17 protein-coding genes are annotated in these 12,674 nt (G+C 63.0%); 4 read left to right on the top strand and 13 right to left on the bottom strand.

Annotated features, from left to right (window positions below; genetic code table 11):
* Positions 1-44 precede the first annotated feature (44 nt).
* Both ABWV42_RS12595 and ABWV42_RS12590 read right to left on the bottom strand, forming a co-directional pair.
* Positions 45-734: an HAD family hydrolase gene (locus tag ABWV42_RS12595; RefSeq protein ID WP_353340444.1), complete on the bottom strand. Its 690-nt coding sequence runs from the start codon at positions 732-734 to the stop codon at positions 45-47.
* An 81-nt stretch (positions 735-815) separates the two neighbouring features.
* Positions 816-1,100 carry a DUF3572 domain-containing protein gene (locus tag ABWV42_RS12590; RefSeq protein WP_353340442.1) on the bottom strand — a complete coding sequence of 95 codons (285 nt, stop codon included), beginning with the start codon at positions 1,098-1,100 and terminating at the stop codon, positions 816-818.
* 81 nt (positions 1,101-1,181) lie between these two features.
* Between ABWV42_RS12590 and ABWV42_RS12585 the strand changes: the two genes are divergently transcribed.
* Positions 1,182-2,576: a diguanylate cyclase domain-containing protein gene (locus tag ABWV42_RS12585; protein WP_255105696.1), complete on the top strand. Its 1,395-nt coding sequence runs from the start codon at positions 1,182-1,184 to the stop codon at positions 2,574-2,576.
* Positions 2,577-2,622: 46 nt separating this feature from the next.
* Here ABWV42_RS12585 and ABWV42_RS12580 read toward each other — a convergent pair whose 3' ends face one another.
* The 4 genes from ABWV42_RS12580 to ABWV42_RS12565 all read right to left on the bottom strand — a co-directional run bounded on the left by ABWV42_RS12580 (position 2,623) and on the right by ABWV42_RS12565 (position 4,662).
* Positions 2,623-3,126, bottom strand: a complete 504-nt coding sequence (locus ABWV42_RS12580; RefSeq protein WP_353340440.1) for a periplasmic heavy metal sensor — start codon at positions 3,124-3,126, stop codon at positions 2,623-2,625.
* Between the two features lie 4 nt (positions 3,127-3,130).
* Complete coding sequence (locus ABWV42_RS12575) at positions 3,131-3,499, bottom strand: hypothetical protein (protein WP_255105692.1); 369 nt, start codon at positions 3,497-3,499, stop codon at positions 3,131-3,133.
* Positions 3,492-4,076, bottom strand: a complete 585-nt coding sequence (locus ABWV42_RS12570; RefSeq protein ID WP_353340438.1) for an RNA polymerase sigma factor — start codon at positions 4,074-4,076, stop codon at positions 3,492-3,494. Before ABWV42_RS12570 ends, ABWV42_RS12575 begins: the two co-directional genes overlap by 8 nt.
* 82 nt (positions 4,077-4,158) lie before the next feature.
* Positions 4,159-4,662 (bottom strand): EF-hand domain-containing protein, encoded by a 504-nt coding sequence (locus tag ABWV42_RS12565; protein ID WP_353340437.1) that lies wholly within the window; start codon positions 4,660-4,662, stop codon positions 4,159-4,161.
* A gap of 215 nt (positions 4,663-4,877) precedes the next feature.
* Between ABWV42_RS12565 and ABWV42_RS12560 the strand changes: the two genes are divergently transcribed.
* Together ABWV42_RS12560 and ABWV42_RS12555 are read left to right on the top strand one after the other, a co-directional pair.
* Complete coding sequence (locus ABWV42_RS12560) at positions 4,878-5,267, top strand: DUF983 domain-containing protein (RefSeq protein ID WP_255105687.1); 390 nt, start codon at positions 4,878-4,880, stop codon at positions 5,265-5,267.
* Positions 5,268-5,291: 24 nt separating this feature from the next.
* Positions 5,292-6,008, top strand: coding sequence for an NUDIX hydrolase (locus ABWV42_RS12555; RefSeq protein ID WP_255105685.1), 717 nt, complete (start codon positions 5,292-5,294; stop codon positions 6,006-6,008).
* Between the two features lie 8 nt (positions 6,009-6,016).
* On the opposite strand, the gene ABWV42_RS12550 is transcribed toward ABWV42_RS12555, so the two are convergent.
* The 3 genes from ABWV42_RS12550 to ABWV42_RS12540 are packed head-to-tail and all read right to left on the bottom strand — an operon-like array spanning position 6,017 to position 8,032.
* Complete coding sequence (locus tag ABWV42_RS12550; protein ID WP_353340436.1) at positions 6,017-6,907, bottom strand: DMT family transporter; 891 nt, start codon at positions 6,905-6,907, stop codon at positions 6,017-6,019.
* A gap of 20 nt (positions 6,908-6,927) precedes the next feature.
* Complete coding sequence (locus ABWV42_RS12545; protein ID WP_353340434.1) at positions 6,928-7,836, bottom strand: fatty acid desaturase; 909 nt, start codon at positions 7,834-7,836, stop codon at positions 6,928-6,930.
* Positions 7,829-8,032, bottom strand: coding sequence for a DUF2061 domain-containing protein (locus ABWV42_RS12540; protein WP_353340432.1), 204 nt, complete (start codon positions 8,030-8,032; stop codon positions 7,829-7,831). The genes ABWV42_RS12545 and ABWV42_RS12540 overlap by 8 nt, the downstream gene beginning before the upstream one ends.
* A gap of 125 nt (positions 8,033-8,157) precedes the next feature.
* Between ABWV42_RS12540 and ABWV42_RS12535 the strand changes: the two genes are divergently transcribed.
* The gene (locus tag ABWV42_RS12535; RefSeq protein WP_353340430.1) at positions 8,158-9,015 is read left to right on the top strand and encodes a helix-turn-helix domain-containing protein; all 858 of its coding nucleotides are present in this window, start codon (positions 8,158-8,160) and stop codon (positions 9,013-9,015) included.
* 82 nt (positions 9,016-9,097) lie between these two features.
* Here ABWV42_RS12535 and ABWV42_RS12530 read toward each other — a convergent pair whose 3' ends face one another.
* The 4 genes from ABWV42_RS12530 to bcoG all read right to left on the bottom strand — a co-directional run bounded on the left by ABWV42_RS12530 (position 9,098) and on the right by bcoG (position 12,659).
* Entirely contained in the window at positions 9,098-9,859 is a 762-nt protein-coding gene (locus tag ABWV42_RS12530; RefSeq protein ID WP_353340429.1) for an SDR family oxidoreductase, read from the bottom strand.
* Positions 9,856-11,331, bottom strand: coding sequence for a carnitine 3-dehydrogenase (locus ABWV42_RS12525; protein WP_353340428.1), 1,476 nt, complete (start codon positions 11,329-11,331; stop codon positions 9,856-9,858). The genes ABWV42_RS12530 and ABWV42_RS12525 overlap by 4 nt, the downstream gene beginning before the upstream one ends.
* 9 nt (positions 11,332-11,340) lie before the next feature.
* Positions 11,341-11,652, bottom strand: coding sequence for a hypothetical protein (locus ABWV42_RS12520; RefSeq protein WP_353340427.1), 312 nt, complete (start codon positions 11,650-11,652; stop codon positions 11,341-11,343).
* A gap of 89 nt (positions 11,653-11,741) precedes the next feature.
* On the bottom strand, positions 11,742-12,659 hold the full coding sequence (gene bcoG, locus ABWV42_RS12515) for a 3-dehydrocarnitine:acetyl-CoA trimethylamine transferase BcoG (protein ID WP_353340426.1): 918 nt from the start codon (positions 12,657-12,659) through the stop codon (positions 11,742-11,744).
* Positions 12,660-12,674: the final 15 nt, after the last annotated feature.

The raw sequence follows: 12,674 nt of genomic DNA, 5'->3' as shown, positions 1-12,674 counted from the left end.
GCCCCTTGGCACGCCCTGTTCAAAAAGATGGATTCGCTTGTGGCCTAGCCCTGCACCCAGGCGGTCAGATGGCCGATATCTGGAAAGACCGCATCGGCATAGGGCGCCAGTTCATCCTCAAGTGCAACGCCGGTCAGAACCGCGACGGTCTGCATCCCGGCACGGCGTCCGGCAACGAGATCATGGGTGCTGTCGCCCACCATCACCACACGTGCCGGATCAAGCGACATCTGATCGGCAAAGGCCAAGAGCGGCGAGGGATCGGGCTTGGCACCGAATCCGCTGTCAAAGCCCGCCACGAAATCGAATTTCTCGACCACGCCGGCCTCGCCCAGATGCGCCCGGGCCGCATATTCCGTATCGTTGGTCATCACGCCAAGACGCATGCCAAAGCCCGCCAGATCATCCAGAAACGCGCCCAGAGGCACTGCCTCGACCAGAGGGGCCGTGGCCGCCGCCCGCATCAGGCGCTCTTCCAGCGCGGCCACGTCGGCCCCGGGCAAGGCACTGGCCACCGCTTCGGCTGCATCGCGGTTGGTCCCGGCAATGATGATGCTTTGCGGCAGGAAGGCACCGGACGCGAGATCGAAATCCATTGCGCGGGCAATGCGTTCGGCCAGGGCGTCGTCGCCATTGGCAAAATCACGGATCATGCCGCCTGCCCAGCTGTTCCAGGTCGCCCCGAAATCAAAAAGCGTCCCGTCCTTGTCGAACAAAAGCCCGTCTACACGCATTCTACTCGCTCCCCGTTTTGGCGGCAGTCCCGCCGCGCCGCGCCCATTGGCACGATTCTATTGCAGTTTGATGTCAGAAAATCACGTCCAATGACGCCCGGCCTCGCCGCGCAGGGCATTCAGGGCCATCATCGGCGTCATGTAATCCTCGCTGATGGTGTCACAAAAACTGACAACCCATGCGTCGTCCATCGTCAGGAACTCAAGCACCGAAGCCTGAAACCCCGGATCGGCCGCCTGCGCACGCAGATCATCCGCCGAGGCGCCCGTCGCCCCCATAAAGACCGGCATCAGCTCGTCATTGCTGACCAGCCAGGCCAGCGCCTTGAGGGCAATCGTGGAAGCGGCTTCCTGGGAAAGGGTCATGTTTCGGCTCACTCGCAATCTTTTCTTAACCAATGCGAATACAGAGTGAATCATCCTTAATGCAACCTTCCAGGGCGACCCATGCCAGGAAAGATCCTGATCATCGACAGTGTCCCGACCAATCGCATCCTGCTCAAGGTCAAACTCTGCGCTGCGTCCTACCATGTCTGCCAGGCCAGTTCCGAGACCGAGGCGCACGCCGCCTTGGAACGGGAACGCCCCGACCTTGTGGTGATGAACGGGGATTGGCAGGATCAGAGCAGCGGAACCGAGATTTGCCGACGGCTCAAGGCCTCCCCTGCGGGCGCACAAACCCCGATACTGATGCTGTCGTCCGACACCAGTCTTCCACGCCGCAAGGCGGCCCTGCGGGCACGGACAGACGACATCCTTCTTAAACCCGTGGACGAACTCGAGCTGCTGGCCCGGATCCGCAGCCTGATCCGCAGTCGAGACCCGTCTGACGGACTCGCGCTGCAGGACGGCGCGGCCGAGGCGTTGGGATTTGCCGAGCCGGCAAGCACGGCCTTTGTCCCGCAGGCCCGCGTTCTGCTTGCCGCGCCGGACGCGATCACCGGCGCGCGCTGGAAACTGGGGCTGCAACCGATGGTGCCCTTCGCGGTTGCAAGCCACCCGGTCGCTGATCTGCTACGCGGCCTGTCCAAACAACCCCCGCCGGATGCGCTGGTCATTGCGCTGCCGCCCGATCACCTCGAAGAGGGGCTGCGCCTTCTTGCAGAGGTGCGCGCACGCCGTGCCACGCGCCATGCGCGGGTTCTTGTTCTCTTGCCGCCGCAGGGCCGCGAGCTTTATGCCGATGCGCTCGACCTTGGCGCGGACGACATTGTCACAGACGGTTTCGACGCCGAGGAAATCGCCCTGCGCCTGTCGCGACTGGTGCAGCGCAAGCGCCTGGCCGACCGGTTCCGCCAGAACGTGCGCGAGGGGCTTGAGGCTGCCATCATCGATCCCCTGACGGGGCTGCACAACCGTCGCTATGCCCTTCCCCATCTTGCGCGGATTGCCGAACTGGCCCATGCGACCGGACGCGACTTTGCTGTCATGGTCGCCGATCTGGACCACTTCAAACAGATCAATGACCGCTATGGCCACGGGGTCGGCGACAAGGTGTTGCGCGCTGTCGCACGCCGGTTGCGCCGCAGCCTCACGCCGTCGGATCTGCTGGCGCGGATCGGGGGAGAAGAGTTCCTGATCGCAATGCCCGCAACCTGCCCCGCGCGGGCCCAGTCTGCAGCCGACACCCTCTGTCAGGCGGTGCGCAGCGCGCCCGTGTTGATCAAGGAGCGTGAATTGAACATTCCGGTCACAATCAGCATCGGCATTGCCATGGCCCGCGACGTGGATCTTTCCTCTGCAGAGGTGGCCGAAACCCTGCTCGACCGGGCAGACCGCGCGCTTTACGGAGCAAAATCAACCGGGCGCGACCAGGTCACGATCAACTCACCCGCCGCATGAGAAAGGCCGGGGAAACCCCGGCCTGAACAGCGCTGATCGCAGACCGTCAGTCGTGATCGTCCTTGTCGCGCTTTTTCTTGGTCAGCGAATGGCGCAGGCGGTCGGCATAGGCTGCCCGCTCCCGGTCCGTCATGCTCTCGACGTGATCCAGCCAGATATCACGGGCACGACCAACCCGGCGAGACATCACGCTTTCAAGTTCGACCTGAACGGCCTCAAGGCTGGCGCGGTCAAAGGGGCTGGCTTCGATCGCGGCCGCCATCTTTTCAAGCTGGCTTCGTTCGGTGCGCGCGCCCAGACCGTCTGCGCGATAGGCCTTGCGGATCGCCTTGCCGATCTCGCGCCGGTGGTCCCAGTCCAACGCGCGTACGTGGGGCGGCAGGCTGATATTCGGCCGACGGCGGTCATCATCACGGGAATGACCAACAACCGCCCCGATGATCAGGCCGACAACAATCACGTTGAGCGCCAGCGAGGCAATCAGGATGATCCGCATCCCCCGGCGCATACGCGGCTTTTCGGTCGGTGTTGGCTGGGTGTCTTGTGTCATTTGGTCATTCCTCACCGGCGAGCGCATAGCTGGCATCGACATAGGCCAGGTAGGTCTGGCTGTCGCCTTCAATCAGATCGGCGACGCTTGAAGGCACGATGGTGCCATAGGCGCTGAACCCGATCCAGACACCGGCCACGGTTGCGGTGGCCAGCCCTGCCAGCGACGGCCAGCCGCCAATGGCCTGCATGAACTGGGAAAACAGCCCTTGGCGTGCGGGTCGTGCCGCCAGCGCCGCCGCGGTGGGTTGCATCGCCTCGGCATCCGCCAGGATGCGTGCCATAAGGTCGGCAGACACCTCGGGCTTTCCGTCTCCGGCCGCTTCCGCAAACAATGCATCAAGCAATGCGTCGTCCTGATGTTTCTCAGCCATCGCTATACCCCAGTTCTTCCCGTCGGCCGGCCAATACCTTGGCCAGGGCCCGTTTTCCCCGTGCGGTGAGGCTTTCGACAGCCTCAACGCTGATCTCCATGATCTCTGCAATCTCGGGATTGCCAAGACCTTCTATATGGCGCAGCACAACCGCCTGTCTCTGGCGATCCGACAAGGTGCCCAGTGCCTGTTGCAGCGCATCCATCCGGGCGCGCTCCTGCATCATGTCTGCCGCCGAGGCCGTATCGTCCTCTGGCTCGGGCACCGCATCGAGATCAACCCCGCGCCGTTTGCGCAGGCGATCCGTGCACAGATTGGCCACCACCCGGAACAGCCAGGTCGTCACCTTCGCCTCGCCGCTGCGCCAGTCAGGCGCGATCTTCCAGAGGCGCATCAGTGCCTCCTGCGCGACGTCTTCCGCCTCGGCCCGATCCCCCAGCACACGATAGGCATGCGAGAATACCCTTGGCGTCATCCGCAGGGTCAGAATACGCGCGGCCGACGGATCACCGTTGGCATAAAGCACCAACAGCGCCTCGTCCGGCACCTCCTCCTGCGCATCATACGGCATGTCCATGGTCCAGTTGGCTAGCCCGATTTTTTGTGTCTTTCAATGCCGGCCACGTGCTCACCTACTACGCACGTGGCCGACGAGGGACTTAGTTGTCCTGCTGCTTGTGGCGCTTCTTCATCTTGTGGCCACGCTCTTCCATGTGGGCGCGCGCCTCTTCGAACTCTTCCTTCGAAATGGCACCATCGCCGTCACGATCGAGGCGGTTGAACATCTTGTCCTTGCGCTTCTCGTTGGCCGACATCTCTTCGAAGCTCAGCTTGCCGTCCTTGTCGGCATCCTTGCGCTCGATCATCTTTGCCGACCGCTCTTTCATACGCTTCTGCGCATTTTCCAGCGCCTTGGCCTGCATCTCTTCCTGGCTCAGAAGGCCATCGCCATCCGTGTCAGCCTCGGTGAACTTGGCCTTGGCAAAGGCTTCCATCTCGGCCTTCGTCACCTTGCCGTCCTTGTCGGCATCGAATGCCTCGAAGTTCATCATCGGGCGCGGCCCATGATGGCCGCCCGGGCCCCAACCCTTGGCCGAAGCCGACACCGCCGTCAGGCCCATCGCTGCTGCCAACACACCGGAAATAATCATTGCACGTTTCATCTACTCGTCTCCTTTGTCAGGTCAGGAACCGGCTTCATTTCCCGTTTCCTGACCATAAAACGCACCACCCCAGCCTTTCCGTCGAAAAAAGTTTCCCGCGGGTTTCAGAGGCTTCCGCGACGGTTTTGCGACATCGGGACGCGGGGCGGTTTTGACCACTTTCAAAGAACCCGATGCCGTCACATCTTGGATACGGGATAAGCGAGGAAACATTGATGACTTCTGTAGCCAAGGCACCGGAGCGCGCCTTGTGGCCTGCCCTATTCAAGGGCTGGCGACGAAAGTGCCCCAATTGCGGCAGCGGCCCTATGCTCAAGGGCTATCTCAAGGTGCGCAGCACCTGCTCGGTCTGCCGTGAAGACCTGTCGCCGCAACGGGCCGACGACGGGCCTGCTTACCTGACCATTCTCATTGTCGGTCACCTGATGGCGCCGCTGCTGCACATCGTGTTCGTCCGCTGGCGTCCCGAGCCTCTCATCATGTTCACGATTTTTGCGGTTGGCTGTGTCGCTCTCTCGCTCTACCTTCTGCCAAGACTGAAGGGGGTGGTTGTTGCCTTCCAATGGGCACGGCGCATGCACGGCTTCGGAACCGACGACCGCTGACATAACAAGACCAAGGGGCGCAGAATGAGCGAAGACAAGACGGCAATCCGCAATGCGGCCACGGTGATCGTGCTGCGGGATCGTGAGACCGATCCGCAGATCCTGATGGGTCAGCGCGGTGCCAAGGCCGCTTTCATGCCCAACAAGTTCGTCTTTCCCGGTGGCGCCGTGGATGCCGAGGACTTCGACATCCCCCTGGCGCTTGGGATCGAGGCGCCCTGTGACGAACGCCTTGCCGAGGACCTGCGCGACGACACGCCGGAAACCATTTCGCACGCGCTGGCCGTGGCTGCGGTGCGCGAGCTGTGGGAAGAAACCGGCCAGATCCTTGGCACCCCCGGCAATTGGGAGGGCGAACCACCCGCCGACTGGAAGGGCTTTGCCGAAACCGGCCATCTGCCCGTCGCGCACGGCCTGCAATTCGTGTTTCGCGCCATCACCCCTCCGGGCCGACCGCGCCGGTTCGACGCCCGGTTTTTCCTGATTGATGCAACCGCCCTGCAAAGTGATCTCGACGATTTTTCGCAGGCCTGCGAAGAGCTTTCGCACCTGCAATGGGTGTCACTGCGCAAGGCGCGGGAATATGACCTGCCCTTCATCACCGAGGTGGTTCTGGCCGAGGTCGAAGCCCGCCTGCATGATACCTCGCCGCCGGATGCAGTGCCGTTCTTCAAGAACGATGACGAGGCCAGCCTGTTCAAGCAACTGAAAGGCCGCACGCCGGACTGGCGCGACGACTGATCGCGCCGTCAAAGCACCAGCACAAGCGCCAGGATGCTGCCTGACAAGAGCGCCATGCCCAGCCATTCGCGCCCGCTGATCCGTTCGCGAAAGATCAATACCGTGCCGAGAATGCCAAAGATCAGCTCGACCTGCCCAACCGCTTTGACATAGGCCGCGTTCTGCAAGGTGAAAGCCGTGAACCAGCAGAAGGTGCCGGCCATGCTGGTCAACCCGATCCAGCCGGCGCTGCGCCACGCGCCAATCACGCGGGTCATCTCGCCCGCTTCGCGCAGCCGCAGCCAGAACGCCATGCCGATCATCTGCATCGAAGTGACCGCCGCAAGCGTGACCACCGCCCGCAGGACCGGATCCTCTCCGACCACCTCAAGCGAGGCCCCGCGATAGCAGACCGCCGAGACCCCGAACAAGGCGCCCGCCGACAGGCCCAGCGCCGCAGAGGGGCTGATCAGGCGGCGCAGCAAGGGGCCGCTGCTTTCGACCGGGCCACCCAGCACCAGAACCCCGGCGATGCCGACGATCATCGCCAGCAGACCCGCAGGGCTGACGGCTTCGCCAAGCACCACCATGCCAATCAGGGCGGTCAACAGGACTTCGACCTTGATAAAGGTCATCCCCACTGCAAGGTTGCGCCGCCCGAACAGCATCACGGTGCAAACCGTCGCCGTGATCTGCGCCGCCCCGCCAACGATGCCAAAGCCCCAAAAGGCCGACCCCGGCAGAACAGGCAGACCGCCATAAAGCAGCATCAGCACCACCGCCACCGGTGCCGAATAGACAAACCGCGCAAATGTCGCCCCCGCTGCCGAGAGCGACACCTGGCTCAGATGTTTCTGAAGCATGAAGCGCACGGTCTGAAACAGTGCGGCTGCAAGCGCGGCGGCAATCCATAAATCCATGCCGCCGTTAGATCACGGGTTCACTTTCGCCGCCAGAGCGGATGCGGCACCGGATCTTTGGCGCGCAGGAAATAGAGGCTGAAAATCTCGCGGTAAGACCGGAAATAATAGCTGTCGTTGCGCGACATGTAGCGGTCGCGGTTGTCACGGAACAGGACCGGCAGGTTGTACCAGGCGACCTTGGGGTGCATGTGATGCACCACGTGCAGGCTGTTGTAGAGGAAAATCCACGCAAGCGGCCCGTGATCCTCGATGATGACGGTGCGCCCGCGTGCCCGCTCATGCGCCTGATGTTCAAGGAAGGTGCGGATTTTCAGGATCGACAGCGCCATGTAGGCCGACAGAAGATAGGCCCAGATCGGCAGAACCGAGACCGACACCATCCACCAGACCGCGATGGCCAGTGCCGGAACATGCCAGAGCCAACCTGCCAGAACCGCGCGGTCGCCCGCCCTGATCGCCTTCCAGTCGGCGGCCATGAAACAGACCTGCCCCAGCGCCGGGCCCAGCACCAGCCGCCCCAACAGCGTGTTGTTCATGCGACGGATCACCTGCAACCAGCCCGGCATCGCCTCCCAGTCGGACACGTCGAGATAGTTGCTCTCGGGATCGTCGTAGGGATCGGTCAGGATCGAGTCGTTGTGATGCGCAAGGTGTGTATCGCGGAACCGGTAGTAGGGAATGGCCAGTCCAATTGCCGGGAACACTGTCAGGTCGCTCAGGCGCTGGCTGCGGAACGGATGGCCGTGCAGAACCTCGTGGGTCAACGACGAATGCAGCGCAATCGCCAGCGTGGTCAGGACAATACCCAGCGGCAGGAACACGGCTCCGGCCCAGGTGGTGCCAAGGATGAAGGTACCATAGCACAGCATCAGCATGGCCAGCGTCGGCCATTCGATCATCGGGCGGTGACGGCGCGGATCAGACATGACGCCCCCAGCGGATCGCCGACCAGACGCGCTCGTAGAGCACATACATCGTGAGACCGATCCCGGTGTTGACCACCGCAAGTTTTCCACCGACGGCCGCAGATCCCGTTGCCAGGAACCCCACAAGGCTCATCGTGCAAAGCCCGATGATGTTCCAGATCACCGCCTTGACCAGTGAACGCCGACGCGTTTCCATCTTCCCTCCATGTCGTTGAAATCGGGGCAAAATCCCCTGCTCACGTTTTTGTTACCCCAGCAGGGTTCCGTCGGGAATTCTGAATGTAATTCACAAAATTCCCAGATGGTGATATTAGTCAACACATGACGCAAAACATCGACAAACGCCTGCGCGCCGACCGCTTCCGCCAGCGACTCGCCACCGCCCTGCGCGACAAGGCCATGAGCCAGAGCGAACTGGCCCGCAGAATCGCCGTTGACCGTTCGACCATCTCGCAGCTTCTCAAGGATCAGGGCGCGCGCCTGCCCAATGCGCAGGTGGTTGGAGAATGCGCCGCCGCGCTGGGGGTTTCCGCCGACTGGCTGCTCTCGCTCACCGACCGGCCCGAAAGCGCCGCCGACATCCTCGCCAACTCGCTCACCCTCACCGCCGCCCCGCGCGCGCTGGTGGACGAACAGATCTTCAACTGGCACCTCGAGGCACAGGGCTACAAGATCCGCCACGTCCCCGCTGGCCTGCCCGACATGCTGAAAACCCGCGAGGTTCTGGAATGGGAATACTCCCCTCACCTCGGGCGCACCACCTCACAGGCCATCGGCGCCTCGGAGGACCGGCTGAACTGGATGCGCGCCTCGCAGTCCGACTATGAAATCGCCCTGCCGCTCTATGAACTGGCCAGCTTCGCCAAGGGTGTCGGCTACTACGAAGGCGTGCCGCGCGACCTGCGACAGGCGCAGCTCAACCACCTCTCGACCCTCTGCGCACAGCTCTATCCGCGCCTGCGCGTCTACCTCTACGACGCCCGCAAACTGTTCTCATCGCCGGTCACGGTTTTCGGCCCCCTGCTGGCCGTGCTCTACCTCGGGCGCAACTACCTCGCCTTCCGCGATACCGAACGCGTTCAGGGGTTCACCGAGCATTTCGACAATCTGGTGCGACAGGCCTCTGTCACCGCGCGGATGCTGCCCGACCATATCGCCGAGCTGCAAAAGGATATCTGATCCGGCCCTTCTTCTTGGGCCAAATACCCCGGGGTGAATTGCCCCGAAAGGGGCAAGAGGGGCAGCGCCCCTGCCCCCGGCTTCAGACCTGCGGGTCCGGATTGACCGTGTGGCCATCCACCGCGATCACCTGACCCGACACGGCCTTTGCCGCGTCCGAACCAAGAAACACCGCCATGTCGGCAATCTCGCTGGCCTCGACAAACCGCCCCAGCGAGGTTCCCGAGGCATAGCCCGCATAGACCGCGTCGCGGGTCATGCCCTTGGCCGCCGCCTCGCGCTCCAGCACGCCCTCCATGCGCGGCCCGCTGACCGCTCCGGGGCAGACCACGTTGCAGCGAATGCCAAACGGTCCCAGTTCCATCGCCAGCGTCTTGGCAAGGCCGATCACCCCCCATTTCGACGCCGCATAAGGCGATCGGTTGGGATAGCCATACTGGCCCGCGGTGGAGGAGGTCACGACGATGGACCCTTCCCCGGCCCGTTTCATCAACGGGGCGGCGAACTTGGCACAGAGGAACACACCGTCCAGCGTCACCGCCGTGCAGGCGCGCCACTGCTCCAGCGTCACATCCTCGACCGCCGCCGTTGGCCCGGCCACACCGGCGTTTGCACAAAGCACGTCCAGACCGCCCCAGGCGGTTTCGATCTCGGCAAAGAGCGCCGCCATGGCCGCCTCGTCCGAGACATCCACCTCGGAGGCCCGCCAACTGGCCGGCACCGAGGCCAGCGCCGCCCTGTCGACGTCGCTCACCCAGATGTCATAGCCCGCCGCGGCAAAGGCCTCGCCCATGGCAAGGCCAATGCCCGACGCGCCAGCGGTGATCAGAACACGGCGGGTCAACGGGGCTGTCCGACGTAACGACCCACACCTTCGGGCGCGTCCAATCCGGCCTGCGCCTCGCTGATCATCTTGAGGTTGGCCGCGATTTCAGGGCTGAAGGGCGCCGGACGACGGGTCTCGAGGCTGACATGGATCAGGATGTGTTCGCCGGTCGCCAACAGCTTGTCGCCCGCATACATCTCGTGCCAGAGGTGCATCTTCTTGCCTTCCGCCATCAGAACCCGTGTCCGCACCTCGATACGTGCGCCCAGATGGGTTTCGTCGATGTGGCGAATGTGGGTTTCGGCGGTAAAGAACGACCCGCCGGTGGCGATATACTCCTGATCACAGCCAATGATCTCCATCAACCGGTCCGAGGCATCCGCAAAGGCCTGCAAATAGCGGCTCTCGGTCATGTGGCCGTTGTAGTCGAGCCAGTCGATCGGCACCGCACGGGCCACGGTCACGATGGGTTGCGACGGATCGGCAATGTCCGCGACCTTGCGCACCATGCCCGCATCCGCCATCAGCTTGGCATCGTGCTTGTTCAGAACCGCGCCCGAGGCCCAGTTCTGCGCCTTCAGCGCCCGCATCATCGCCACCACGTTGTTGTCGCGGATACGCTCCATCTCGCGGATATCAAGGTGGCCGGACTGGTCGTCCGACTGCCCCGCAATCAGGTCAACCAACTCGTCATTGAACTCCGGTACGTCCATCAGTTTGGTCCAGGGCCATTTCAGGGCCGGACCGAACTGGGCCATAAAGTGCTTCATGCCCGCTTCGCCACCCGCCACGCGATAGGTGTCAAACAGGCCCATCTGCGCCCAGCGGATGCCAAAGCCCATGCGGATCGACTCGTCGATCTCTTCGGTGGTGGCCACGCCGTCCTTGACCAGCCACAGCGCCTCGCGCCAGACCGCCTCGAGGAAGCGGTCGGCGATATGGGCGTCGATCTCCTTGCGCACATGCAAGGGATACATGCCGATCTCGGTCATGATCTGCTTGGTCCGCTCGACACGCTCGGGCGCGGTCCTGTCGCTTGGCACCACTTCGACCAGCGGCATCAGGTAGACCGGATTGAACGGGTGGGTCACAAGGATCTGTTCCGGGCGCGGCGCCACCTCCTGCAACTCGCTGGGTTTGAACCCCGAGGTCGAAGAGCCGATGATGGCCTCCTCGCTACAGGCCGCCTGAAGGCCGGCATAGACCTTCTGCTTGAGGTCGAGCCGCTCAGGCACGCTTTCCTGAATCCATTCGGCACCGGCCACCGCGTCTTCGATGGCGTCATGGAAGGTCAGCTGCCCTTCGGCAGGCAGCGCCGTATCGCTCAAGCCCGGCATCGAGCGGCGGGCATTGTCGAGCACCTCGCCGATCTTGCGTTCGGCTTCGGGGTCCGGATCGAACACCTGAACATTCCAGCCATTCAGCAGGAACCGCGCGGCCCATCCGCCGCCGATGACCCCACCACCGATGATTGCCGCTACTCGCGTCATGAAACTCTCCTAGTCGATACAGATCTCGGCATGGCTGCCGTCGTCCAACAAAATCGGGTGACAGCCGAACATCGGAGTCACCGCTGAACAGGTGCGGGTTTCGGCCATGCAGAACCCGCTACAGTCGCTTTCGGCGGAACAGGATTTGCCCGCGTCCACCGTGGGCCGGATGCAGACATACTGTCCCGCGATACCGGCGATTTCATAGGTGCCCCCCTCCGCCAGACAGGCCGCTTGCGCAGCCTTGTCTGGCGTGGGGCCACGGGGGGAAGACGGCGTTTCGGGAATGCAGGCCGCTACAGAGGTAAATGCACCTGCCACCAGTGCTGCGCGGCAGCACCGTCGCAATACCGACGTAATACCGACGTGACACCGCATGGTGTTTTTTCCGAAAACGCCGCCCCGCAGCATTACTTGGCCACCGGTGCGCGCTTGGTCAGACCGAGCTTTTCACGCACCTCCTGCGGGCCGATCACACGGGCGCCCATGTTCTCAATAATGGTCACCGCGCGTTCGACCAGTTGATAGTTCTCGGCCAGCACACCCTTGTCGAGCCAGAGGTTGTCTTCGAGGCCAACACGCACGTTACCCCCTGCCAGAACGGCAGCAGCAACATAGGCCATCTGGTCGCGGCCAAGGCTGAAGGCCGACCAGTCCCAATCGCCCGGCACGTTGTTGACCATGGCCATGAAGGTGTTCATGTCGTTCGGCGCGCCCCACGGCACGCCCATGCACAGCTGCACCAGCGCGGGCGAGGTCAGGATACCTTCCTTTACCAGTTGCGTTGCGAACCAGAGGTGGCCGGTGTCAAAGGCTTCGATTTCAGGCTTCACCCCAAGATCTGTCATCATCTGGCCCATGGCACGCAACATGCCGGGGGTGTTGGTCATGACATAGTCGGCTTCGGCAAAGTTCATGGTGCCGCAATCAAGGGTACAGATTTCGGGCAGGCACTCGGCGATATGGGCCATGCGCTCGGTCGCGCCGATCATGTCGGTGGCAGCTTCATTGATGGGGAACGGGTTCTCGGTATCGCCGAAAACGATGTCACCGCCCATGCCGGCGGTCAGGTTCAGAACCACGTCAACTTCGGCGTCACGGATGCGGTCTGTCACCTCGCGGTAGAGGCCAAGATCACGGCTCGGCGCGCCGGTTTCCGGATCCCGCACGTGGCAGTGGACAACGGCGGCCCCCGCCTTGGCCGCAGCGATCGCGCTGTTGGCGATCTGTTCAGGCGAACGCGGTACATGTGGGCTACGGTCCTGCGTGCCGCCCGATCCGGTGACGGCGCAGGTGATGAATACTTCGCGGTTCATTTGCAAAGGCATGGCGATTCCCTTCTC

The organism is Pelagimonas sp. KU-00592-HH, from assembly GCF_040369695.1.
Classification (GTDB): domain Bacteria; phylum Pseudomonadota; class Alphaproteobacteria; order Rhodobacterales; family Rhodobacteraceae; genus Shimia.
The sequence above is the reverse complement of the archived record's forward strand: the minus strand, read 5'-3'. Positions and strand labels throughout refer to the sequence as shown.